Raw genomic sequence first — 22,867 nt, 5'->3', positions numbered from 1 at the left:
CTGGTGTCACGGCAGATTAAAGAGCGCGGCTTCCAACACCCTCCATTGAGCTTCCCATTGGGTTAGAGGCGCCGTCTTGAAACGGCTGCGGCTATATTGGTGCATCCTGCCTTCAACAGCCGCCAGCATGAGGTTTGCCGACACGCTGACATCGACAGTCTGCAGTCCGCCTTCCCGCAGGTCACCCTCCCGCAGGATCTGCTTCAGTTGGGTTTCGAGTCGGGAAAAGAATTGGCCCACCCGAGTCTGCAACCGTTCAGTTTCGCCAACCAGCGCATCGCCAAGCAGTACCCTGGTAATACCGGGATTGCGTTCAGAAAAGAGTAATACCAGGTAGAGCAGCCTGCCGCAGCGCAATCCAACATCACGCTCTTCCTCCAGTATCTGGTTGATACGCACGAAGATGCTCTCCTCGGCAAAATCGATCAACCCTTCAAACATCTTCGCCTTACTGGCAAAATGTCGATAGAGCGCCGCCTCGGATATTTCTGCGGCCCGCGCCAGCGCAGCTGTGGTAATGCGGCCACCGGGGTTCTGTTCAAGTTCGCGGGCCAGCGCCTCGAGAATCAGCTGCTTACGCGGTATCCTGCTACTCATCAGCGACGCCGGATCAGTGTCCCCACACCTTCATCGGTAAAGAGTTCCAGCAAGACGGCATGCGCCACCCGGCCGTCGATGATATGAGCACTGTTTACACCGGTCTTCACCGCCTCCAGGGCACAGCTTATCTTGGGCAACATACCACCGTGGATTGTGCCGTCGGCGATCAGTTCATCCACCCGCTCTGCATTCAGCCCCGTAAGTAGACCACCATCCTTGTCGAGCAAACCTGCAATATTGGTCAGCAGGATCAACTTTTCCGCCTGCAAAATCTCCGCCATCTTGCCTGCCACCAGATCTGCATTGATATTATAGGAGCGCCCATCTTTACCCACACCTATAGGAGCAATGACGGGAATAAAATTGCCATGCACCAGCATATCCACAATGCTGACATCAATACTCTCCACCTCCCCCACATGGCCAATATCGATAATTTCGGTCGCCTCCAGATCCGGAATGTTGGTGGTAATCTTCATCTTGCGGGCATGGATAAGGTCACCATCCTTGCCGGTTAACCCCACCGCCGAGCCACCTGCCCGGTTGATCAGATTGACAATATCCTTGTTGACCAGTCCACCAAGCACCATCTCCACCACATCCATGGTCTCGCTATCGGTGACCCGCATGCCCTGTACAAATTCGGAGTCCTTACCCAACCGCTGCAGCAGGTCCGCAATCTGGGGGCCACCTCCGTGTACCACAACCGGGTTGATACCCACCAGTTTCATCAGCACGATGTCGCGAGCAAAGCTGTTCTTCAGCTCTTCGTCCACCATGGCATTGCCACCGTATTTGATGACGACGGTCTTACCAGTAAATCGTTGGATATAGGGCAAGGCAGCGGTCAGTACATGCGCAACATTGCGCGCCTGTTCAGCTTGTAGAGTCATGATGAATCAACTGTGTCAGTAAGAAAAAAGCTGTTACCGAATCGGAGTCAAAACGGCAGTTTGAGATCCGGCTGCACCTGACCAAGAAGGTTGCGGAAGACATCCATTACCAGATTAAGCGCATCCTCGTCCTCGGCCTCGAAGCGGAATATCAGAGACGGGGTGGTGTTGGATGTACGCACCAGCCCCCAACCTTGCTCGAACTCAGCCCGCAGACCGTCAATTCTGAGCAGTCGCGCGCCGGGAAGGTCCGGCTGCTTGTCCAGTGCCGCCATGATGACGTCACACTCACCCTCTTTCAGGGCCACGCTGTATTCCGGGGTAGAGACACTCTCCGGCAGTTCGGCAAAGACCTCTGTGCTGCTGCGGGGATCGAGGGTCAATATCTCCAGCAGCCTTGCCGCCGCATAGAGAGCATCGTCAAAACCATACCAACGCTCTGCAAACATGATGTGCCCGCTGAACTCGCCCGCCAGCAGTGCCCCCGTCTCATTCATCTTCGCCTTGAGCATGGAGTGGCCGCTCTTCCACATCAACGGCCGTCCGCCGTTGGCAAGCACCACATTGGCAAGATGACGGCTGCACTTCACATCATAGACGATATCGCCGCCTGGCTCCCGGGAGAGAACGTCCATGGCCAGATACATCAGCACCCGGTCCGGCCAGATAATTTTGCCTGAGGAATCCACTACGCCGACCCGGTCCCCATCACCATCAAAGGCAAAGCCGATATCAGCCTTGCTCTCCACAACCTGTTTTGCCAACGCCTGCATATTTTCGGGGCGGCTGGGATCTGGATGATGATTGGGGAAGTTCCCATCCACTTCGCAGAACAGTTCCTCCACTTCACATCCCAACTGTTGAAAAAGTTGGGCCGCCAGCACTGAGGAAGCGCCGTTGCCGCAGTCGACCACCACTTTCATTCCCCGGGCCAAACTCACATCATTAACGACCCGGTCGGTATATTCCGGAATGATATCCCGAGTTTCGAAATCTCCGTCGCCCTGCAGTAGATTACCCTGCTGAATACGCCGGTAGATCGACTGAATCCCCTCTGAGGAGAGACTCTCACCGCCGATCACGATCTTGATACCGTTGTATTCTGGGGGGTTGTGACTGCCGGTCACAACCACGCCACAACCTGCAGTAAACTCATGCGCAGCAAAGTAGAGCAGAGGGGTAGGCGCCAGTCCCACATCGATCACATCGCGACCACTTCCCCGCAATCCACGTACCAGCGCCTCCGCCAATCGTTCACTGGAATGCCTGCCATCACGCGCCACGACCACGGTCTGAAAACCCTGCTCGTAGATTTCACTACCGACAGCGCGACCGATCGCCTCAACGCCCTCTTCGTTCAGGGTGTCGTCCACCAGACCACGAATATCATAGGCTCTGAAGATTGACACGGGGACGGCCGTCACCGGGGCAGACGTTAGAGCCGTCGTACGAACGGGAGGTAAACTGCGCGAATCCTCAGCCATATCAGAAGTTGAAAACAGATCTTCATCCACAGTGATGCCATGGGTAGATCCGGCATCACGCTTGCGTTTGGCGCGACGCTCGATGCGGCGTGTTCTGACCTCTCGTGCCTGATGTTCCAATATTTCAAGCGTGGCCTGCATATCCAGAAGACAGGCCATATGTCGTGTGGGCGATTTGCCTCTCATCACGCTTTCCATGAGTTCCAGAATGCTGTACTGATCCTTTTTCAATGCCCTGCGCATGCCTTCCGCAAGCAGTAAGAGCAGCGCCGCACTCAAGGCAATTGCCACCAGCCCTGGCAGCAGCAACATCAGGTCATTGGTGAATCCCTCTTTGCCGGCTGACGATTTCCAGTAGGCCACTTCCCAGATACTGCCCGACACCGGCAACGTACCATCAGGCAGTTGTTGATCAGGCGAGACACTGCCGGCCATTGCCAACACCAGTGCACTGGCCCGATCCACAACCTGGCGCACTTCGATCCGCCCGGAATATTCCTTCACACTGTCTACCGAATCCTGCAGACCGCCAGCCGGGAAGGCGGCATGAATGACGCCCAATACGGACTCATCTTCCGTAAAGCGCACAGCCACCACCATCGCAACATACTGCTGGGCACTGCCAAACTGATGGACCTCTGCGGGGGGAGTCTTCAACTGTTTCTCGGCCTGGCGCATCAACTCCAGGGAGGCATAACCAAGATGCGGCATCACACTGCTATCCGGTTCACGTTGTCCGGCAGGCAGTAACCTGACACGCAAAACGCCGGGCACTATCTGGGTCAGCTGATCTTCCCGTTCCCGCAAGGCCATGCGGTCATTCAGACGAAACAACGCTGTGATATTGGGATCTCTGGCTATACCTTCCAATAACTGAAGGCGGAAGAGGTTTTGTTCAGAGAGCCGGCCTGCCAGCGCCTGCGCACCGGTTTCAATCTGACGTGCTGCCAGCGACTCATCCCTGTCGTGAAACTGAAGATAGACCATCGCCCAGGCCAAGGTGATCAACACCATCACCCCTACTACAGCCATCAGCCAGTACCAGCGAATACCGCGGCCCGCCTGTTCTCCGCCCCTGTACGTCTGTTCGCTCTGTTTGTTCTGTCTCTTCATGACTGTACGTCAATCATCCCAGGTTAGCCTGAATATGATACCGCTCTGCGATACGCTCTGCGAGCCGTTCCGCCACCGCCGGTTTCTCCATCATCGGGATTGTCTCCCTGCCACCCTCCCACAACAAAAGCAACGCATTCTCATCCCCTTCGAACCCTCCCCTGCTTCCACCTACCCGATTCGCCGCAATAAGGTCCACCTTCTTGGCGCGTCGCTTGGCCTCTGCAAAGGCTTCCACATCATCCGTTTCGGCAGCAAACCCCACGGTATAGGGCGCTTCATCCAGCGCCGCCACCAGAGCGAGAATATCCGGATTTTTCCGCAGATTCAGTTGCAAGGTTTCACTACTCTTTTTTATCTTCCTGGCAGCCATCTCAGTGGGACGATAGTCTGCTACCGCCGCCACGCCAACAAAGATGTCACAGGCACTGGCCCGCGCCATCACTGCCTCCTCCATTTGCAGCGCGGTCTCCACATCCACCCGTAGAACACGGTCAGGCGTGGTAAGCGCCACCGGCCCGCTGATGAGCGTAACCTCAGCCCCCAACCGCACCAGAGATGCCGCCAATGCATAACCCATCTTGCCGGAGCTGCGATTACCGACATAACGCACCGGATCGATGAACTCCCGGGTCGGGCCTGCAGTTATCAATACGCGTTTCCCCTGCAGCGATCCAGAAGCAAAAAGTGATTCCGCCTGCGCCAACAGGACGTCGGGTTCCAGCATCCGGCCCGGGCCGGTCTCACCACACGCCTGCTCGCCCTCATCAGGCCCCCACAGCTGAAGCCCCCGCTGCCGTAACAAGCGGGCATTCTCCTGGGTGGCGGGATTCAGCCACATCTGCTGATTCATCGCTGGTGCCAGCACAATGGTAGCGGTGGTCGCAAGAGAGAGCGTGGATAGCAGATCATTCGCCATACCGGCCGCCAGCCGTGCCATGAAGTCAGCACTGGCCGGAGCAACCAAAACCAGATCAGCCCAGCGTGCCAGGTCGATATGGTTCATCGCCGCTTCCTGATCTGTGTCGAGCAGTTCCGTATAGACACGTTCTTTGGAAAGCGCCTGGAATGTCAGGGGCGTGACAAATGCCTGGGCCGCAGGGGTCATCACCACTCTTACTATAGCTCCTGCCTGCATCAGCGCACGGAGCAACACCGCGCTCTTGTATGCGGCAATGCCACCGGTAACACCGAGAAGAACCTTTTTTCCCTGCAACACAGACATCGATTTGAAATGACCACAGACTCCAGATTGGCAAGAGTACCCCATGGGACTGTTGCAGCAAAGCAGCAGTATCCAGAGCATGAGTAAGTACTAACCCCGCCGGCGGAAAAAAACGGGATTTCGTGACTCAGAACACGTTTTTCCGCTAACCTTAGGGCGAAATTATAGAAGCCTATCTAAGACATGGAGGTCTTATGCCAATCACCGACTGGCCCATCGCCGAACGGCCAAGGGAAAAACTGCTGCAAAAGGGCGCTACCGCCCTGTCCGACGCCGAACTACTGGCAATCTTCCTGCGTACCGGCGTCGCTGGAAAAACCGCTGTGGATCTCGCTCGGGATCTGCTGAGGGAGTACGGAGGACTCAGACACCTGCTGGCTGCAGGGCAGAAGAGATTCTGTCAAAGCAAGGGGCTGGGAAACGCCAAATATACGCAGCTTCAGGCCGTCCTGGAGATGGGACGCCGTTACCTGCAGGAGGACCTGGAGCGGGGCGAACCACTCACCAGTCCTGCCGCATCCCGACGCTATCTGCAGTCGCGCCTGAGACACTATCCCTACGAGGTCTTTGCCTGCCTGTTTCTCGACAATCGTCATCGGGTAATTGAGTACGAGGAGTTGTTTCGGGGCACCATCGACGGCGCCAGCGTCCCCCCTCGAGAGGTGGTTCGACGTGCCCTCGAACTCAATGCCGCCGCTCTCATTCTTGCCCACAACCACCCCTCGGGCGTCGCAGAGCCAAGCCAGGCCGACCAGCAGATCACCCTTCGCATTCGCGAGGCCCTGACACTTGTGGATATCCGGGTGCTGGACCATTTTGTCATCGGCGATGGTGAGCCGGTGTCTTTGGCAGAGCGGGGGATGATGTGAAACCCCAGGTTTCAGGTTTCAGGTTTCAGGTTTCAGGTTTCAGGTTTCAGGTTTCCAATGTTTGCGTCGACCCGGAAACGCATCAAGCACTATATTAACAATAATTTGGTAAACTCGCTCTGCCACCTTTGACCTTGCACCTCCCTCCCCTCTCTGCCATAATTACGCGCTTTTCGCCCCAGGGTTAACAAATTTAGAGGTTTTGACAATGTCAAAAGTCTGCCAGGTAACCGGCAAGCGCCCGGTCTCAGGGAACAACGTTTCCCACGCGCACAACAAGACCAGACGCCGCTTCCTGCCCAATCTGCACTATCATCGTTTTTGGGTGGAAAGTGAGAGCCGCTGGGTGCGTCTGCGGCTCACTACTAAAGGTATGCGTATCATCGACAAGAAGGGCATCGATGCAGTACTGTCTGACATCCGCGCCCGTGGCGAAAAGGTCTAAGGGAGAACTGAATCATGCGTGACAAGATCAGATTGGTATCCAGCGCCGGCACTGGCCACTTCTATACCACTACCAAGAATAAGCGAAGCAAGCCGGGCAAGATGGAAATCAAAAAATTCGATCCCAAGGCCCGCAAACATGTGATGTACAAGGAAGCCAAGATCAAATAAGGCGCCCGCATCCCTGGGACACCGAAACCCGCCTTTCAGGCGGGTTTTCTTTTGCCACTATTTTTTTGTTGGATACCCTGTAGACTTAAGGAAAATGGACGCTATAGATGGGTGAGGCCGCGGGTGAGATTTCCCGCCATTGCCATTGACCCCAACGGAATCTGCATCATGAAGGACATCTACGTAGGGCGACAAGCAATCTTCGACCGGAAGATGCAAGTCTACGCTTATGAACTGCTTTTTCGCCAGGGCACCAACAACTGCAGCAACGTCCAGCAACAGTTTGACGGGGACTCTGCCTCTTCCGAAGTCCTGATCAATACCTTCATTGAGATCGGCCTCGAACGGGTCGCCGGTCCCCACCGCGTGTTCATCAATCTTACCCGCAATCTCTTTCTAAACCACCCGGAGATTCCTTTCGACAAAGATCGGGTCGTCATGGAACTGCTGGAAGACATTCCCGTGGACGATCATTTGATCGAAGCCGTCACCGAGCTTTCCAAACGGGGATATCTTCTGGCACTGGATGATTATATCTTCGACCCTGTCTGGGATCCTTTACTGCCACTGGTTGACATCATCAAGGTGGAGTTTCCTGCCCTCTCGCTGGAACAGATTGAACAGGGACTTCCCACCCTGCGCCACCACAACGTAAAACTACTGGCTGAGAAGATCGAAACCGAGGAGGAGTATCAGCAGTGCCTGGCATTGGGCTTCGACCTTTTTCAAGGCTACCACTTCTCCCGCCCCAAGGTGATCAAGGGCCAACGCCTGCAGGAGAACCAACTGGTGGTGCTGCGGCTACTCTCTGCCCTGAATAATCCGGATGCAGAGATCGAAGATCTGGTCAACCTTATCTCCCAGGATGCCAGTCTCAGCTACAAGATCCTGCGCTATATCAACTCCGCGGCCATCGCCTTGCCGCGCAAGGTCGAATCGATCCGACAGGCGGTTGTTTTCATGGGGCTGGCGCGTATTCGCGCCTGGGCCAGTCTGCTGGCGATCTCGCGGATGGAGAAGAAGCCACAGGAGTATTTCACCACTGCCCTTGTGCGCGCCCACATGTGTGAACAGCTGGTCACCAAGAACGGGGGTTGCGCACCGGAGATCGCCTTCAGCGTGGGACTGCTTTCGATTCTTGACCTGCTGGTGGACCGGCCGATTGCAGAGATTGTCGAAGAGCTTGCCCTCTCAAATGAGATACAGGATGCCCTGATCGATCAACAAGGACCTGCAGGCAAAGCGTTGCAATGCAGTAAAGGTTATGAGGTTGGTGACTGGCAGAACGCCGATTACGAAGACCTCGATGTGGCGGAGATCACCGATATCTACCTGCTCGCCAGCGAACACGCCTTTGACGAGCAACAGGCGCTGCAAGAGTCCTAAATAACTCAAGTTTGGGCGGCGTTTAATTCATCAGGTAGAGTGCGCCGTGCGCACCTTACGTTCTCCTTTCAAGAAGCAGATTACCCACCGCATCCAGCAAGCAAGACCACCCCGGCGCAACCCAGGTGGTTGAGATGGTCTCGACAATCAGCGCAGGCCCTTCTATCGACTGTTCGGCAAACAACGTCTCCCGCTCATAAAGCGGCACAGGTTGATCCACTCCGAACAGGCTCACTTCGGCCTTAGCCTCAGCAGACTCCAAAGTGCGGCACTGTTGCAGTCTTATATGAGATTCCGCTCCCCGCAGAGCTGCCCGCAGATTAACCAGTTCCACCGCCCCACCCATACGGTGACCGTAGCGCAACTCGTGCAGCTCATGAAACGCAACCTCGGCTTTGGCACAGCTGCTCCAAGTCACATTCAAGGTGTAGGACTGTCCCAGGTAGCGCAGATCCAGTGAATACTCCACTTCGATCTGCGACCGCTCCAATCCCTCCCTGGTCAACGCCTGCACACCGACTTCACCCAGTCTCTGCAACGCCTTTTGCAGCTCAGCATCATCAAGCTCATGTAATAGCCCCAGCCAGGTACGCACCAGTTGGCGGCCCGGCGGAGCGACCAGCATCCCTAATGCCGACAACACTCCTGCCTGTACCGGCACCAGTGCCGAACGCATGCCCAACGCCTGCGCCAGCGCACAGACATGCAACCCCCCGGCACCACCGAAAGAGACCAGGGTAAAACCCCTGGGATCCACCCCGCGCTGCACCGAGATCACCCGCAAGGCACGAACCATGCGCTCATTGGCGATGCGGATGATGCCGGCAGCAGCCTCATCCACCGTGGTTCCCATGACCTCGACCAACCGGCCAACCGCCATGTGGGCGGCAGAGAGATCGAGCTGCATGCGCCCGCCGAGAAAGGCATCGGCACGCAGACGCCCCAAAACCAAATTGGCATCCGTAACCGTGGCATCGAGACCTCCCTGGCCGTAACAGGCCGGTCCCGGCGCGGCCCCGGCCGACTCAGGCCCTACCTGCAGCATGCCACCACTGTCGAGCCGCGCGATGGAACCGCCACCCGCGCCAATGGTATGCATGTCCACCATGGGAACCGCCACCGGCCAGGGTCCGATGCGTCCTTCACTCGTGAGGCGGGGCGTACCATCGATAAGCGCCACATCGGATGAGGTCCCGCCCATATCGAAGGTCAGCAGCTGTCGGCGTCCCGCTGTTGCGGCCACATAACGCGCACCTACCAGACCGCCGGCGGGTCCTGAAAGCAGCATACGCACCGCCTGAGAAGCGGCCTGCTCCGCAGCTATCGCCTCCCCGGAACTCTGCATCACCGAGACCCTGGCCCCCGGCAGTCCCCGGCAGAGCCGTTCAATATAACCTGTCACCAGTGGCCCCACCCAACTGTTGAGCCAGGTGGCGATACCCCGCTCATACTCACCGGTCTCCGGCAACACCTCGGATGAGCGGGAGATGAAACAACCCTCCGGCACCGCCGATTCGATTGCCCGCTCGGCACTATCGTTTAGGTAGGAGTAGAGTAGATTGATGGCCACCGCCTCCGGCTGCAGGTCTTCCAACTGCTGAGCCAGTCTCTCCAGATCCTGTTCCGTCAAAGGCTCTAGGGACGTACCATCCGCTGCCAGCCTGCCGCCGGTTTCGAGACAGAGATCAAACGGCACCGGAGGCGATTCGGGCGCAGGTTGCAGATTGTAGAGTTCGCGGCGTGCCTGCCGACCGATAGTCAACAGATCCCCCAAACCCCGGTTGCCGATATAGACGGTACGCACCCCCTTTCTCTCCAGCACCGCATTGGTCGCCACCGTAGAGCCGTGGATCACCCTTACCCCATCAGGGTCGAGTCCCATCTCCCGAATTCCCTGCAATATGGCCCGTTCCGGAGCATCCGGGGTGGAGAGCACCTTGTGGATGCGCAACGCGCCATCTTCGTAGAGCACGAAATCGGTGAAGGTTCCGCCGGTGTCGACGCCGATTATCTTCAAAACAACTCCTTGGACATGAATTAGGGAACTTCTGATTCATTGGATTGCTGTCATCTCGACCGCAGGGAGAGATCTCAAGCTACAAAGCGCCTGGCAGATTCCGGGGTATGAGATTTCTCACTACATTCGAAATGACAAATTAAGAGAGATTCTTTCGGGCAAGATAGCGCGAACACCGAGTTTATGGAATCGTGACAGTTCCGTGATTGGCAGCGGAACCCCAGCTGCTTGAATAGCTCTCCAACAGCACCGAAAAACGGCACTGTTCCAATGAAAACAACCTCCACAGGAGAGATCCCGATGAAAACCCAATTTTCCAGTACACTTAAAGGCCTGACTTTCGTTGCACTGGCTGCGGCCATGACTGCGAGCAGCGCCGCACCCATGATGGATGACGACATGTCGATGAAGAAAGACGGCATGATGGAGATGACCGACGACAACACCATGCAGAAGGATATGAAGATGTCCGATGGGATGGATGAAAAGATGGAACACTCGATGGAGCCGATGAAAAAAATGAACGATGGCAAAATGAAGGAGTCGATGCATAAGTAACAATCATGGTGCGCACGGCACGCCCTGCCAGAACGTAGGGTGTGCCGTGCGCACCAGAGCAAGCTAGGAGTCTGTCGGGTTTGATCCATTGAGCCAGGGATATTTTCCGGCCCACCGTGTTTTTCCCATAATCGCTGCCTCTGTAGGAATATAAGCCCTATGTAGGGCAGTGAATTATGAAAGACTGACCTATCCTTGTCGATATCTCAGCCTGCCAGCGCATGCATCCGCTTCAGGTTCCATGCCGTACATACCAGATTCCATTCACCTTGCGCTGAATCACTCCCTCGAAGGTGAAATTGCCGAAATCCCATTACTTCTTTGATAATGCCGAAGACGGTCTCAACTGTCGATTTCCGTGTGGCATACACGGCCTTGCCTTCCGGTGTACTGAGTCGATGCCTCATTCGGGTTAACATATCGGCATCTTCCGGGCAGGGCGGCACCTGTTTCAGCCGCTCTTCCAGCGGCAGGTTGTGCTGTTCGCGGCTATCGGAGAGGTAGGGGGTGATCTCCTGTGCTTCACAACGATTGACATTCTCTTCACTGAAGTAACCCGTATCCGCCAACAGACCTTGTGGTTTTCCCAGCTGCTCTTCTGCTGCCTTCAGTTGTGCAAGTGCAGGTTCTATTTCCTGTTTGTCATTGGGTTGCTGGGTAATATGGTTCTCCACGATCAGGTGGGTACCGGTATCAACTGCCGCTTGGGCGTTATAGGCCTGAACAAACCCTTCCGATGAGGGCATGATGCGTGACTCCTCATCCGTGAAATTGACTTGGTCTTTTTCCTGTGGACCTTCTTCTGGCGGCTTTGGCACTCTACCTCTGGCCTTCTTCCCTGTCTTTTCCTCTCGTTCCTTACGCCGCTTCACCTTCTCTTCGTATTCCGCCCGTTCTTTTTCAAAGCGCTCACGCGCTCTTCGTTCGATCTCTTTCTTAGCCTTGGCTATCGCAGCAAGCCGGTCCTCACGACGTTTGAGTTCCTCTGGAATATCCAGTTCCGGCTCTTCTTCTGCATCGGCCTGTTCGGCCTTTTTCAGCAACAGCTCGACTTCACGATGAAGCTGCTCTTCAAGCTTGTTGGCATACCCCCAACTCATCGCCTTGTGTTTGCTGGCATTGGCCTTGACCTTTGTCCCATCCAAACTCACATTGCCTATCTTCAAAAGACTCATCGCCTTGGCTATCACTAATATCTGGACAAAGAATCCCTTCAACTCCTTGAGAAAGCGTTTGCGAAAGGTGGCGATGGTGTCATGGTCTGGATGGCTGTCTGCCGTAATGAACCGGAAGGCCACGGAGTCGTAGGTGGCTTGCTCCAACTTTCGGCTGGAGAATACGCCGGTTGCGTAACCGTAGAACAGCAGTGAAAGCAAAATGGCTGGATGGTAGGGCGCTTTTCCTCCGCCACCGTATTGAGATTCCAGCTCTTTCAGATCCAGCTGTTCTACGATGTCCACGATAAATCGCGCCAAATGGTTCTCTGGTAGCCAGTCCTGTAATGAGGGCGGCAACAGATAGGGGGTGTCTCGATTAATCGTGCGGAATTTATCTGACATACTGACTTCGGTTCGTTATTCTTTGGCTTACAGTATTTTATCAAATGGGACTGGTTAAATCCGACAGACTCCTAGAGCAAGTTAAAACGGATCCACCCATGGCACGTAAAGTCCTGATCATCGAAGACGATCCCGATATCGCCCGGCTGGTGCAGCTGCACCTGCGGGATATCGACTGCGAAGCCGACATCATCAATGACGGGGAGGAAGGTCTGCGCCACTTCCAAAAGGGCGACTACGAACTGCTGGTACTGGACCTGATGCTGCCGGGGATGGACGGCATGTCGGTCTGCCGCGAACTGCGCCACGAAACAGACTATGTGCCAATCCTGATGCTGACCGCCAAAAGCTCGGAACTCGACCGGGTGGTGGGTTTGGAGGTGGGTGCGGACGACTATCTAACCAAGCCCTTCAGCATCCCGGAACTTCTGGCCCGCATCAAAGCCCTGTTCCGCCGCGTAGACGCACTTGGCGGCAGCACAAAACAGTCCGCTACGGATAAAGCCATCCACTACGAAAAGCTCACCATCGACCCGGCGAAACATCAAGTCAGAATCGCAGACCGGGAGGTGGAACTGACCGCAAGGGAGTTCGAACTGTTGCTCCATTTCGCCCGTCATCCGGGACGGGTCTTCAGCCGGGTGCAACTGCTCGATTCAGTCTGGGGATACAACCATGAGGGTTATGAACACACCGTCAACACGCACATCAACCGCCTGCGGACCAAAATCGAGAGCGATCCCGCCAATCCCCATTTCATACTGACGGTCTGGGGCGTGGGTTATAAGTTTGCCGATACCCGTGGAATCTAACGAAATATGTTAAAAACCCTCTACGCCAAACTCGCCACCGGCCTGGTGTTGCTGCTCGCCGCCATCGGCCTGCTCTACGCCCTGATCAGCACCACCGCCACCCGCCACTATGTGCAGGAGGTGACCCAGCAGTTCAATCGCGATTTGGCGCGCAACCTGGTGGCCGATCGCAATCTGGTGGAAGAGGGACGCATCAACAACAGCGCTCTGCAGAAAACCTTTCAGCAATATATGGTGATCAACCCCAGTATCGAGATCTACCTGCTCGACCCGGAAGGCCGCATCCTCTCCTACTCTGCGGATCCTGGAAAGGTGAAACGCAAGCGGGTCTCACTGGAACCCATCGAGAATTTTCTGCACGGCAGAGGGGGATTCCCCCTGCTCGGCGACGACCCGCGAAGTCACGATCGCCGCAAGGCTTTCTCGGTCACGCCCGTACCCTCCGCCGAGCAGCCGGAAGGCTACCTCTATGTGGTACTGCGGGGCGAAGAGTTTGACTCGGTGGATGATCTGGTGCGTGAAAGTTACTTCCTGCGCCTCAGTGGCTGGGCCATGACAGCCAGTCTCGTCATCGGCCTGCTGGCGGGATTGGCGGTTTTCCGTCTGTTGACCCGCAGACTGCATCGTCTCTCCAACCTGATGGATAGATTCAGCACAGACAACTTCAGTCTATATCAGCCTTATGCCGAAGCACCGGGTGGTGCGGCTGACGAGGTTGACCGGCTGGGTGAAACCTTCGACCGTATGGCGTTGCAGATTCAGGCGCAGATCGACCAGCTGAAGGAGAAGGATCATCTGCGCCGCCAGCTGGTGGCCCAGGTCTCCCACGACCTGCGCACACCGCTCTCCTCGATACAGGGCTATCTCGAGTCCCTGACCCTCAAGGCCGATTCACTCGACCCGGTGGCGCGTAACGAATACATCGCCATCGCCCTGCGTCAGAGCCGACGTCTCTCGGCCCAGGTAGAGGAACTCTTTGAACTGGCCAGCCTGGATGCCCGTGAGACTCTGCCGAAATGTGAGCATTTTCCTCTGGCTGAGCTGTTGCAGGATGTGGTGCAAAAGTACCGGCTACGGGCCGAACAGCAGGAGATCATGCTCTCCATGGATCCGCCGGAAAGCTCACCCTTCGTCTTTGCCGATATTGCGCTTACCGAGCGCGGACTGGAGAATCTCATCGAAAATGCCTTTCGCCACACCCCTGCCGACGGCAGTATCACACTTGCCCTGGGTATCGAAGAGACCAAGGTCTCCGCCGTGGTATCCGATAGCGGCAGCGGTATCAGCGAAGCGGACTTGCCCCACCTGTTCGAGCCCTTCTTTCAGTCCCGGAAGAATGCCGGCTCAAGTGGTCATGCCGGATTGGGACTGGCCATCGCCCGCCGCATCGCGGAATTGCAGGGAGGTGAGATCACCGTCGAGAGCCACCTCGGCAAAGGCAGCCACTTCGCCCTCTGGCTGCCGCGCACCGAAACCCGCTGATTCATTCCTGAGGAGACTCAGGATCAATTGTCATTTCGAACGTAGTGAGAAATCTCATACCTCGAAACCTACTATGTACGCTGTAGTTTGAGATCTCTCCCTACGGTCGAGATGACATAACCTAATTGATCAGAGGCTCACTAATGTTACGCATTCGTTATATCTCCGTGAAACGTCTGTAATGCGGCAGATCCATACTTTCTCATACGCTATTTCCACACAAACCGCCATGCAGTTATCCGCATCAACCCACTGCAGAAAGGCTGTCACATCAGCTATATTCCAGAACACGGAGACAAACCATGAAAATTAACCGCACCCTTAAAATAGCCGCCGCTCTGGGTATCAATGGAGCGATACTTGGTTTGATGGCGCAGGCCGCAAACCAGACTACGGAGAGCGAATCGATGAAACAGCCGATCGAACAGGCCGCCGCGCCCAGCCAATGGAGCCGCCCAAGCGACGAGCAGATCAAAGCGCGCCTCACCCCGGAACAGTTCAAGGTGACACAGAAGGATGGCACCGAGAGTCCTTTCAGAAATGCCTACTGGGACAACCACGAGGATGGCATCTACGTCGACATCGTCTCCGGTGAGCCCCTGTTCAGTTCGCGCACCAAGTTTGACTCCGGCACCGGCTGGCCGAGCTTCAGCGCGCCTATCAAAGGCAATAATGTGACAGAGAAGGAAGACTGGGCCTGGGGCATGAGCCGCACTGAAGTCCGCTCCAAGCACGGCGACTCCCACCTCGGCCACGTCTTCGACGACGGCCCCGGCCCCAACGGTCAGCGCTACTGCATCAACTCCGCATCATTGCGCTTCATCCCCGTTGCCGAGTTGGAAGCTGAAGGTTATGGGGATTATCTGAAGCTCTTTTATCAACAGGGAGAGTGAAGAGAATACGGCCAGCGAAGCCCCAATCAACCTATCACCGCAGAAGCCACACCCCGCAGCGATCTTTCCGACCGGGAAGTAATCACTGCGGGGTACAGCCATACTGACTTTTTATATCAATATAATAGAGAGATTTTTCTGCTTTTCTCCAAAATGGGACAGAGTGGGATCAGGCCACTCTGATTGATCTATTGCTTGGCGCTGCGGCGAGTAACACCAATTCCCACCAGCGCCAGCCCCATCAGTATGAGGCTGCTTGGTTCAGGCACTGTAGACACAACGTCCCCATCAAAATCGAAGCCAAAGAGTGCATAGGGGTCGCCCGAAAGTGCCGTGAAAGCATGCGCATAACCCACCAGACGGTAGGTATGGGAGTCTATCAATGTAAATTCGGTAGATTCGTAAATAGCACTACCCACACCGAGTTCAACCACCATAGAACCGATCGTCTCATCAATAAGCTTCAGGTCAACGTCGCCAGGTCTTATCACCGTCTCAGTCGATGCCCAAAGGCGGGTTGTTGTGTCGCCTCCGGAGACCATAAATCGGAGGGTCGTATCGATATCCGCTTCGGAGTGACCTGTTGCACCATATACACTGGATGCCGAGGTGCCTAATGAAATCGATCCAACATATCCACCACCTATCGCGGTCTTAAATGTGTTGGCTGCAGTAAAGTCGGTGACATCATTGAACCCCCCACCAACGGGTATACTGGCCTCTCTTTGAGTTGTAATGTCATACCCGACAAATCCATCAGACCCAAATAGTGAACCTGAAAAAGTATTTTCCGTTGTGCCGGGATTTGAAACTACACCAGGATCATAGGTTACTAAAGCGGATGCCTCAGTATGATCCTCAAGAAGATTGATTACCCCGGCTGATGCCGGTTGCATGATGCTCGCTGAAAACAGAAAGATGCTGCCGCAGGCAACTGCTAGAATTTTTCTCATATTCATTTTTCATCACCAAAATCGTTATGAAAGAGGATGGAATTGATCACTTGTCCTCCTTTGAAAGGAGCCTCTGAATGAATTGACGAACCCCGGCACCAAGGCACTTAACCATGATTCGTTCAGCGGCTCAGTCAAACAAGCAATCCTCATGCCCGAGAAAACTATTAATAGCATAGCAACAAAATAATTATCCCACACTTTTCCAAAAATTCCTTTGCTGACAGTGTGTTAACAAAACCAGAATCTACATTATTTATGTCGTTTATTGATTCAACGAACAGGCTCGATAATTACGGAATTAGGATTTATAAAAAAAACCGGCAATAGAATGTTATTTAGTGATCTATATCAAGTCTTTCACTACTGCGGTAAAGGGAACTCAGGAAAGCAAAACACATAAAAAACAAGTATAAATCAACAAGTTAACTGAACCCCGGTTTTATTTGACAGTGTAAATAATTCCGACACAATTTGAATGGGGTATACCAAAACACACGACAATCCACATAGAATTGGCCAGGGAGACCCTGATTCCAAACCAACCCACGGCGAGGCACTGCTCCTGCAATACACCTAATTCCCTATGGGGCCTCTGAACAAGTCATGCTTTCGTCATTGCAGGAGCAGCCCCCCTGCCGCGCAAGAGCCCTGTGCACCAACCGAATTTATCCTGTATCTTTCGGCCATGGATGCGCTTGCCGTTACCAAAAACCTCACCCGTTCCTATAATGGCCGCTGCGCCCTCGATCATCTCGACCTGACCCTCAATCGGGGCGACGTGCTTGGCCTGCTCGGCCCCAACGGCGCAGGCAAATCCACCACCCTGCGTCTGCTCAGCGGCGAACTCGCCCCTGATGTGGGAAACATCCATATCTGCGGCATCAACCTGCAACACCAGCCGGAGCAGGCCAAGCAGTGTCTCGGTTATCTACCCGAACAGCCGCCGCTGCTGCTGGAACAGCGGGTCGATGAATTTCTCGGTGACTGTGCCAGACTCCATCGAATGCCAATAGCAGAGGTTCCCGCAGCGCTGGAGCGAGTCAAGCAGCAGTGTGGTCTGGAAGAGACGGGGCGCCGCCTGATCCGCAATCTTTCCAAAGGCTATCGGCAACGGGTGGGGATCGCACAGGCCATCATCCACGATCCTGCAGTTGTGATCCTGGACGAACCCACCGACGGTCTCGATCCGGGGCAGATCCGCGAGGTGCGTGGTCTGATCCAGGAGTTGGCCAGGGAAAGGAGTGTCATCCTGTCGAGCCACATCCTGCCGGAAGTGCAGGCGGTCTGTAACCGAGTTTTGATCCTGCACCAGGGGAAACGCGTCTACAGCGGTGAAATCTCACCACCCACCACTCCGACCCTGAAACTGGAGCTTGAACATACCCCAGATGTTGCAATTTTCAATTCCCTGCCGATGGTGGCATCTGCAACAAACCTGCACACAGACTACTTTCATATCACCCTCACTCCCGGCGCCAAGGCCTCGCAACTGGCCGCCGCAGTGGTTGAACAGGGGTGGGGGTTGAAGTCGATGACGCCGGAGATTCTGAGTCTGGAACAGATCTTTTTGGAGCTGACCAGCGGGGGGCCAAGCGCATGATCCTAACCCTGGCATTCATGGAGTGGCGGCGCCTGATGCGCACACCGCTGGCCTGGGCGCTGCTTGCCATCGCCCTCTTTCTGCTGAGCTGGCAGTTTCTGCAGATCCTGGAGCATTTCACCGGTCTCAAACCGGAAGGACGTACCCTCGGACTGACCCACTTTCTCTCCCTGCAGCTCTACGGTTTTGCGGCACTACTGATCCTCTTCATCACCCCGATACTTGCCATGCGGCAGTTCAGCGATACCGCTCACCAGAGTAACTTCACCCTGCTGAGCAGCGCCCCGCTCTCCCTGACGACAATCGTCTTCGGAAAATACCTGGGGCAGATACTGTTTTTGGGCATGATCCTGCTGCTGCCGCTGATACTCTCCCTCTCCCTGCAAATCGGCGTAAATCTCGATCTTGGACTGCTGACTGCCGCCACCCTGGGGCTCTTCCTGCTGACCCTCTGCTTCAGCGCCATCGGACTCTACCTCTCTTCTCTGAGCGAATCGCCGGCCATCGCTGCGGCAGGCAGTTACGGCTTGCTGTTGCTTCTTTCCATCCTGGGGCAGAACTTTGCCAGCGAAACCAGCGGCATCCTGCGCTGGTTCGGCTGGCCAGGCCATCTGCTCAACCTGCAACTTGGACTGGTGAAGAGCAGTGACATCATCTACTTCCTGCTGCTGACCTTTTTCTTCATCGCCCTGACCCTTCAACGACTGAACCATCGACGCGGTCAGTAAACAGATGAAGATACCGTCGCCTTTTCAAAACACACTTTTTTATCTGCAACTACTGGCAGTGCTGCTGCTCACCGCCTGGTTGAGCAGCCGTTTCGAGCTGCAATGGGACTGGACCCGCAACGGCAGCAATACCCTCAGCAAGACGAGCATCGAGACCCTGGCACACGCTGAGGGTCCCATCACCATCACCGTCTATGCCGCAAAACAGCCGGCCTTGCGGGAAAAGGTCGAATCGTTCATCGAACGCTACCACCGATTCAAACCCGATCTTACGCTAAAATTTATCGATCCGATCCAGCATCCCGGTGCGGCACGTCGTCAGGGCATCACCCTATCCGGCGAACTCCTGATCGATTATCGGGGCCGCCAGGAGCGCCTCCAGCAGCTAGACGAAATCACCCTGACCAACGCCATCCATCGTTTGCTGCGAACCGAGACCCACTGGCTGGTCGGCCTTGAGGGCCACGGCGAACGCAGCCTGTTGGGAGAGGCCAACCACGACCTGGGCCTTTTCGGCTCAGCTCTGCAGCAGAAAGGCATCAAAACCATCAGCCTGAACCTGGTGGACACCCCGGATATCCCGGACAACACCAGCCTGCTTGTCGTCGCATCACCTCAGAAGACCCTGCTGCAAGCCGAGCTGTCACGACTGCAGTTATACCTGGAGCAGGGCGGCAATCTCTTGCTGCTTCTCGACCCTGGACAGGATACCGTCTTGAGTCCGCTGCTCGCTTCACTGGGTTTGGAAACCCTGCCAGGCATCCTGGTGGACGCCAATGTGCGAGAACTGGGCATCGATGATCCCTCCATCGCACTGGTATCCCAATATTCGCCACATCCGGTTACCCGGGACTTCAATCTCATCACTCTCTACCCCCAGGCATTGGCGCTGCAGAGTAGCGTTTCGTCTCCCTGGCATGTCGTGCCGCTGTTACAGACGCTGCAAAACTCATGGAACGAGACTGGCGCCATACAGGGAGAGATCCAAAGAAACCCGGAGGCCGGTGAAATGCCGGGACCTCTGACGATCGGTTACGCCATGAGCCGGGAGAAGAACAGTGGTACTCAAAGAGTTATTGTGGTGGGCGACGGTGATTTCCTCTCCAACGCCTATCTGGGCAATGCCGGCAATCAGGATCTGGGGATAACATTGATCAACTGGCTGACCGCTGAAGAGAACCTGGACATACAGAGTCATCAGGCAACCGACAAAACGCTGCTGCTCTCTCCCCTCGCACAGGGCATTATCGGCCTCGGCTTTTTGATCCTGCTGCCGCTGCTGTTACTGGCAACCGGCGGGTTAATTCATTGGGGTCGAAAACGGGCCTGATGAGTCGTCGCACCTGGATCAATCTGCTGCTCTTTGCGCTGCTATGCCTGTTGGCCGCACTTAGCTGGTGGCTGCAACCCACACCCCTGCCACCCCTGACCAGTCTCGATCCCGGTAAAATCAAAATCATCAGGATCTCAGACAACAGCGGACGGGATATCCAACTGTACAAAAGCGACGACATCTGGAGGATAGACCAAATGCCTGCCGACAGTGATCGCATCAGGCAACTGCTGGAGATCAGCCGCACACCAAGTTTTGATCGTTTTCCCACCCCTGAACATCAACTGGAGGCTTTCGGTCTGCAACCATCCGCCATTCGTCTGCAACTCGATGACCTGGAACTGGCATTCGGCAACAACGACCCGATCGACAACCTGCGCTATGTGCAAATCAACAATCTGATCCATCGCATCGGCGATGGTTTCCAACACCACCTCACTGCCCCGGAAACGGCCTGGCAGAAGAAGTAGTCATGCCCGAACTGCCCGAAGTCGAAACTACCTGCCGGGGTATAGAGCCCCGCATTAAGGGCGCTGTTGTGGAACAGGTGATCATCCGCCAGGCGAAATTACGCTGGCCGATCCCCACCACCCTGCCCCACGATCTGCCGGGACAGTGCCTGCAACGGGTCAAACGGCGGGCAAAATATCTCCTACTGCAGTTCGACCAGGGCACCCTGATCCTGCATCTCGGCATGTCCGGCAGCCTGCGGGTACTAAAACGAGGGTCACCCCCGCAGACCCACGACCACTTCGAGATCACCTTCGACAATAACCGCATTCTGCGCCTGCGTGACCCCCGCCGCTTCGGCGCAGTGCTTTGGACCTCGGCCCCTGCAGCCGACCACAGCCTGCTCAGAGAATTGGGGCCTGAACCCCTCGGCCCTGACTTTGACGGGACCCATCTCCACCAGGCGGGCAGCCGGCGCAGGGTGGCGGTAAAAAATCTCATCATGAACAGTAAAGTGGTAGTCGGTGTGGGCAACATCTACGCCAGCGAATCACTGTTTCGTGCAGGCATTCACCCCGCCCGGCCCGCCAATCGCATCTCACAGCAACGTTATGGTCGTCTGGCGGCAGAGATAAGCGCCGTGCTCCGCGAGGCAATAAAAGCGGGTGGAACCACCTTAAGGGATTTCCAGCAGGAGGATGGACGGCCTGGCTATTTTGCTCAAGCGCTGCTGATCTACGGCAAGGCGGGGAAAGCCTGTCCCAATTGCGGCAAACCCATCAAAAACCGCACCATTGGACAACGATCGAGTTATTATTGCGCTCACTGTCAAAGATAGGCCACGATTTATTATCCTTGACACCAAAGCCCCCCCCTCCTAGCATGCGGGAATTTTTTGAATAACTGTAACGGAACAGATGGATCTAAAGGCCATTAGCGAGCTCATTGCCGACGATATGCAGGCCGTCAATCAGACGATCCTGAGCAATCTGAAATCGGACGTTGTGCTGATCAACCAGATAGGCGCCTATATCGTCAGCAGTGGCGGTAAACGACTGCGTCCGCAGATCGTGCTCCTGGCCGCCCAGGCCTGTGGTTACAACGGCCAGAGCCACATCGATCTGGCGGCGATCATCGAGTTCATCCACACAGCCACCCTGCTGCACGACGATGTCGTGGACGGCTCCGACCTGCGGCGCAATCAGGAGACAGCTAACGCTGTCTGGGGTAATGAAGCCAGTGTGTTGGTAGGTGACTTTCTCTATTCACGCTCATTCGAGATGATGGTATCTGTGGGACAGATGCGGGTAATGGACGTGCTCTCTCACGCCACCAACCGCATCGCTGAGGGGGAAGTGCTGCAACTGCTCAACTGCAATAACCCTGAGACCACCGAAGCCGACTACATGGAGGTCATCAAGCGCAAGACCGCTACCCTCTTCGAGGCCGGCGCCCGGCTTGGCGGCGTTATCACCGACACCTCACCAGAGCAGGAAAAGGCGATGGCGGATTACGGTCTCCACCTGGGGATTGCCTTCCAACTGGTGGATGACTCTCTCGACTACAACTCCTCCAACGAAGATATCGGCAAAAACATCGGCGATGATCTGGCCGAAGGCAAACCGACACTGCCGCTGCTGCAGGCAATGAAAGTCGGGAGCGAAACCCAGCGAAAAAAATTGCAGGAGATCATCGAAAAGGGCGGCCTCGACGAGATCGATTTCGTCATGGAGGCGATTAGAACCACCGATGCCATCGCTTACACGGAGAATATGGCACGGCAAGAGGCCCAAAAAGCGAAAGCTGCCCTGGAGGCGATTCCACCCTCACCCTACCGGGATGCACTGGCCGCACTGGCCGATTTTTCCGTGGCCCGAACCAGTTAATCTCTTTGGCATAGGCGTTGGGGACGACGTCTCACCTTAATTGACCCATCCACGTAATATTCGTCATCCCGACCGCAGGGAGGGATGACGGTTAATTGATCAACCAACAATAGATCGCCACCACTTGCCAGCCCCAATTGAATCCCCCCCGGAATTCCATTATCATTCCCGCCCTGTCGCGGCTCTGGATTCATGACCGAAACAAGTTCCCGGTGTGTAGCGCAGCTTGGTAGCGCACTTCCTTCGGGAGGAAGGGGTCGGAGGTTCAAATCCTCTCACACCGACCAAACAAGCCCTATAGTTCGCGCTAACTATAGGGCTTTTTTGTGTCAGGGCACTAAGTTACATATTTCCGGAATCAAAAGAACGTAGGGTGCGCCGTGCGCACCCTACCATAGGAAGGGACGA

The 22,867-nt window shown here is 55.5% G+C and carries 21 protein-coding genes and 1 tRNA gene; 15 read left to right on the top strand and 7 right to left on the bottom strand.

Annotated elements, in window-relative coordinates:
• Positions 1 to 6: 6 nt before the first annotated feature.
• The 4 genes from slmA to coaBC are packed head-to-tail and all read right to left on the bottom strand — an operon-like array spanning position 7 to position 5,315.
• A complete protein-coding gene (slmA, locus tag HPY30_12105; protein QYZ66659.1) occupies positions 7 to 597 on the bottom strand; it encodes a nucleoid occlusion factor SlmA in 591 nt (196 codons plus the stop codon).
• Positions 597 to 1,493, bottom strand: a complete 897-nt coding sequence (gene argB, locus HPY30_12100; protein QYZ66658.1) for an acetylglutamate kinase — start codon at positions 1,491 to 1,493, stop codon at positions 597 to 599. Before argB ends, slmA begins: the two co-directional genes overlap by 1 nt.
• 47 nt (positions 1,494 to 1,540) lie before the next feature.
• The gene (locus tag HPY30_12095) at positions 1,541 to 4,090 is read right to left on the bottom strand and encodes a phosphomannomutase/phosphoglucomutase (GenBank protein QYZ66657.1); all 2,550 of its coding nucleotides are present in this window, start codon (positions 4,088 to 4,090) and stop codon (positions 1,541 to 1,543) included.
• A gap of 13 nt (positions 4,091 to 4,103) precedes the next feature.
• Positions 4,104 to 5,315 (bottom strand): bifunctional phosphopantothenoylcysteine decarboxylase/phosphopantothenate--cysteine ligase CoaBC, encoded by a 1,212-nt coding sequence (gene coaBC / locus HPY30_12090; GenBank protein QYZ66656.1) that lies wholly within the window; start codon positions 5,313 to 5,315, stop codon positions 4,104 to 4,106.
• Positions 5,316 to 5,509: 194 nt separating this feature from the next.
• Here coaBC and radC point away from each other — a divergent pair, with 194 nt between their 5' ends.
• The 4 genes from radC to HPY30_12070 all read left to right on the top strand — a co-directional run bounded on the left by radC (position 5,510) and on the right by HPY30_12070 (position 8,185).
• Positions 5,510 to 6,184 (top strand): DNA repair protein RadC, encoded by a 675-nt coding sequence (gene radC / locus HPY30_12085; GenBank protein QYZ66655.1) that lies wholly within the window; start codon positions 5,510 to 5,512, stop codon positions 6,182 to 6,184.
• A 208-nt stretch (positions 6,185 to 6,392) separates the two neighbouring features.
• Entirely contained in the window at positions 6,393 to 6,629 is a 237-nt protein-coding gene (gene rpmB / locus HPY30_12080; protein ID QYZ66654.1) for a 50S ribosomal protein L28, read from the top strand.
• 14 nt (positions 6,630 to 6,643) lie between these two features.
• Positions 6,644 to 6,799: a 50S ribosomal protein L33 gene (gene rpmG / locus HPY30_12075; GenBank protein ID QYZ66653.1), complete on the top strand. Its 156-nt coding sequence runs from the start codon at positions 6,644 to 6,646 to the stop codon at positions 6,797 to 6,799.
• Between the two features lie 168 nt (positions 6,800 to 6,967).
• Positions 6,968 to 8,185: an HDOD domain-containing protein gene (locus HPY30_12070; protein QYZ66652.1), complete on the top strand. Its 1,218-nt coding sequence runs from the start codon at positions 6,968 to 6,970 to the stop codon at positions 8,183 to 8,185.
• A 55-nt stretch (positions 8,186 to 8,240) separates the two neighbouring features.
• Here HPY30_12070 and HPY30_12065 read toward each other — a convergent pair whose 3' ends face one another.
• Positions 8,241 to 10,202: a hydantoinase/oxoprolinase family protein gene (locus HPY30_12065; protein QYZ66651.1), complete on the bottom strand. Its 1,962-nt coding sequence runs from the start codon at positions 10,200 to 10,202 to the stop codon at positions 8,241 to 8,243.
• 300 nt (positions 10,203 to 10,502) lie between these two features.
• Between HPY30_12065 and HPY30_12060 the strand changes: the two genes are divergently transcribed.
• Positions 10,503 to 10,760 carry a hypothetical protein gene (locus HPY30_12060; protein QYZ66650.1) on the top strand — a complete coding sequence of 86 codons (258 nt, stop codon included), beginning with the start codon at positions 10,503 to 10,505 and terminating at the stop codon, positions 10,758 to 10,760.
• A gap of 206 nt (positions 10,761 to 10,966) precedes the next feature.
• Here the strand turns inward: HPY30_12060 and HPY30_12055 are convergent, their stop codons facing one another.
• Complete coding sequence (locus HPY30_12055) at positions 10,967 to 12,319, bottom strand: IS1182 family transposase (protein ID QYZ66649.1); 1,353 nt, start codon at positions 12,317 to 12,319, stop codon at positions 10,967 to 10,969.
• Between the two features lie 98 nt (positions 12,320 to 12,417).
• On the opposite strand from HPY30_12055, the gene HPY30_12050 reads away from it, so the two are divergent.
• The 3 genes from HPY30_12050 (at position 12,418) to msrB (ending at position 15,506) form a co-directional block, all read left to right on the top strand.
• Positions 12,418 to 13,131 carry a response regulator transcription factor gene (locus tag HPY30_12050; GenBank protein ID QYZ66648.1) on the top strand — a complete coding sequence of 238 codons (714 nt, stop codon included), beginning with the start codon at positions 12,418 to 12,420 and terminating at the stop codon, positions 13,129 to 13,131.
• Between the two features lie 6 nt (positions 13,132 to 13,137).
• A complete protein-coding gene (locus HPY30_12045) occupies positions 13,138 to 14,613 on the top strand; it encodes a sensor histidine kinase (protein QYZ66647.1) in 1,476 nt (491 codons plus the stop codon).
• Between the two features lie 302 nt (positions 14,614 to 14,915).
• Positions 14,916 to 15,506 (top strand): peptide-methionine (R)-S-oxide reductase MsrB, encoded by a 591-nt coding sequence (msrB, locus tag HPY30_12040; protein QYZ66646.1) that lies wholly within the window; start codon positions 14,916 to 14,918, stop codon positions 15,504 to 15,506.
• 188 nt (positions 15,507 to 15,694) lie between these two features.
• Here the strand turns inward: msrB and HPY30_12035 are convergent, their stop codons facing one another.
• Entirely contained in the window at positions 15,695 to 16,465 is a 771-nt protein-coding gene (locus HPY30_12035) for a PEP-CTERM sorting domain-containing protein (protein ID QYZ66645.1), read from the bottom strand.
• A 682-nt stretch (positions 16,466 to 17,147) separates the two neighbouring features.
• Between HPY30_12035 and HPY30_12030 the strand changes: the two genes are divergently transcribed.
• From HPY30_12030 to HPY30_12000, 7 genes are all read left to right on the top strand, one after another.
• Positions 17,148 to 18,062, top strand: coding sequence for an ATP-binding cassette domain-containing protein (locus HPY30_12030; GenBank protein QYZ66644.1), 915 nt, complete (start codon positions 17,148 to 17,150; stop codon positions 18,060 to 18,062).
• A complete protein-coding gene (locus HPY30_12025) occupies positions 18,059 to 18,790 on the top strand; it encodes an ABC transporter permease (GenBank protein ID QYZ66643.1) in 732 nt (243 codons plus the stop codon). Before HPY30_12030 ends, HPY30_12025 begins: the two co-directional genes overlap by 4 nt.
• A gap of 4 nt (positions 18,791 to 18,794) precedes the next feature.
• A complete protein-coding gene (locus tag HPY30_12020) occupies positions 18,795 to 20,120 on the top strand; it encodes a GldG family protein (protein QYZ66642.1) in 1,326 nt (441 codons plus the stop codon).
• Positions 20,120 to 20,593 carry a hypothetical protein gene (locus tag HPY30_12015; GenBank protein ID QYZ66641.1) on the top strand — a complete coding sequence of 158 codons (474 nt, stop codon included), beginning with the start codon at positions 20,120 to 20,122 and terminating at the stop codon, positions 20,591 to 20,593. Before HPY30_12020 ends, HPY30_12015 begins: the two co-directional genes overlap by 1 nt.
• A gap of 2 nt (positions 20,594 to 20,595) precedes the next feature.
• The gene (gene mutM, locus HPY30_12010) at positions 20,596 to 21,411 is read left to right on the top strand and encodes a bifunctional DNA-formamidopyrimidine glycosylase/DNA-(apurinic or apyrimidinic site) lyase (GenBank protein QYZ66640.1); all 816 of its coding nucleotides are present in this window, start codon (positions 20,596 to 20,598) and stop codon (positions 21,409 to 21,411) included.
• Positions 21,412 to 21,490: 79 nt separating this feature from the next.
• A complete protein-coding gene (gene ispB, locus HPY30_12005; GenBank protein QYZ66639.1) occupies positions 21,491 to 22,459 on the top strand; it encodes an octaprenyl diphosphate synthase in 969 nt (322 codons plus the stop codon).
• A 210-nt stretch (positions 22,460 to 22,669) separates the two neighbouring features.
• Positions 22,670 to 22,746, top strand: a tRNA-Pro gene (locus HPY30_12000).
• Positions 22,747 to 22,867 lie beyond the last annotated feature (121 nt).

It is taken from the genome of Gammaproteobacteria bacterium (ex Lamellibrachia satsuma) (genome assembly GCA_019623805.1).
Classification (GTDB): Bacteria; Pseudomonadota; Gammaproteobacteria; order Chromatiales; family Chromatiaceae; genus QGON01.
This window is presented reverse-complemented; position numbering and strand designations above follow the sequence as displayed.

Coding starts and splice junctions, on each gene's coding strand:
- slmA (QYZ66659.1), bottom strand. CDS start 597: ATGAGTAGCAGGATACCGCGTAAGCAGCTGATTCTCGAGGCGCTGGCC.
- argB (QYZ66658.1), bottom strand. CDS start 1,493: ATGACTCTACAAGCTGAACAGGCGCGCAATGTTGCGCATGTACTGACC.
- HPY30_12095 (QYZ66657.1), bottom strand. CDS start 4,090: ATGAAGAGACAGAACAAACAGAGCGAACAGACGTACAGGGGCGGAGAA.
- coaBC (QYZ66656.1), bottom strand. CDS start 5,315: ATGTCTGTGTTGCAGGGAAAAAAGGTTCTTCTCGGTGTTACCGGTGGC.
- radC (QYZ66655.1), top strand. CDS start 5,510: ATGCCAATCACCGACTGGCCCATCGCCGAACGGCCAAGGGAAAAACTG.
- rpmB (QYZ66654.1), top strand. CDS start 6,393: ATGTCAAAAGTCTGCCAGGTAACCGGCAAGCGCCCGGTCTCAGGGAAC.
- rpmG (QYZ66653.1), top strand. CDS start 6,644: ATGCGTGACAAGATCAGATTGGTATCCAGCGCCGGCACTGGCCACTTC.
- HPY30_12070 (QYZ66652.1), top strand. CDS start 6,968: ATGAAGGACATCTACGTAGGGCGACAAGCAATCTTCGACCGGAAGATG.
- HPY30_12060 (QYZ66650.1), top strand. CDS start 10,503: ATGAAAACCCAATTTTCCAGTACACTTAAAGGCCTGACTTTCGTTGCA.
- HPY30_12055 (QYZ66649.1), bottom strand. CDS start 12,319: ATGTCAGATAAATTCCGCACGATTAATCGAGACACCCCCTATCTGTTG.
- HPY30_12050 (QYZ66648.1), top strand. CDS start 12,418: ATGGCACGTAAAGTCCTGATCATCGAAGACGATCCCGATATCGCCCGG.
- HPY30_12045 (QYZ66647.1), top strand. CDS start 13,138: ATGTTAAAAACCCTCTACGCCAAACTCGCCACCGGCCTGGTGTTGCTG.
- msrB (QYZ66646.1), top strand. CDS start 14,916: ATGAAAATTAACCGCACCCTTAAAATAGCCGCCGCTCTGGGTATCAAT.
- HPY30_12035 (QYZ66645.1), bottom strand. CDS start 16,465: ATGAATATGAGAAAAATTCTAGCAGTTGCCTGCGGCAGCATCTTTCTG.
- HPY30_12030 (QYZ66644.1), top strand. CDS start 17,148: ATGGATGCGCTTGCCGTTACCAAAAACCTCACCCGTTCCTATAATGGC.
- HPY30_12025 (QYZ66643.1), top strand. CDS start 18,059: ATGATCCTAACCCTGGCATTCATGGAGTGGCGGCGCCTGATGCGCACA.
- HPY30_12020 (QYZ66642.1), top strand. CDS start 18,795: ATGAAGATACCGTCGCCTTTTCAAAACACACTTTTTTATCTGCAACTA.
- HPY30_12015 (QYZ66641.1), top strand. CDS start 20,120: ATGAGTCGTCGCACCTGGATCAATCTGCTGCTCTTTGCGCTGCTATGC.
- mutM (QYZ66640.1), top strand. CDS start 20,596: ATGCCCGAACTGCCCGAAGTCGAAACTACCTGCCGGGGTATAGAGCCC.
- ispB (QYZ66639.1), top strand. CDS start 21,491: ATGGATCTAAAGGCCATTAGCGAGCTCATTGCCGACGATATGCAGGCC.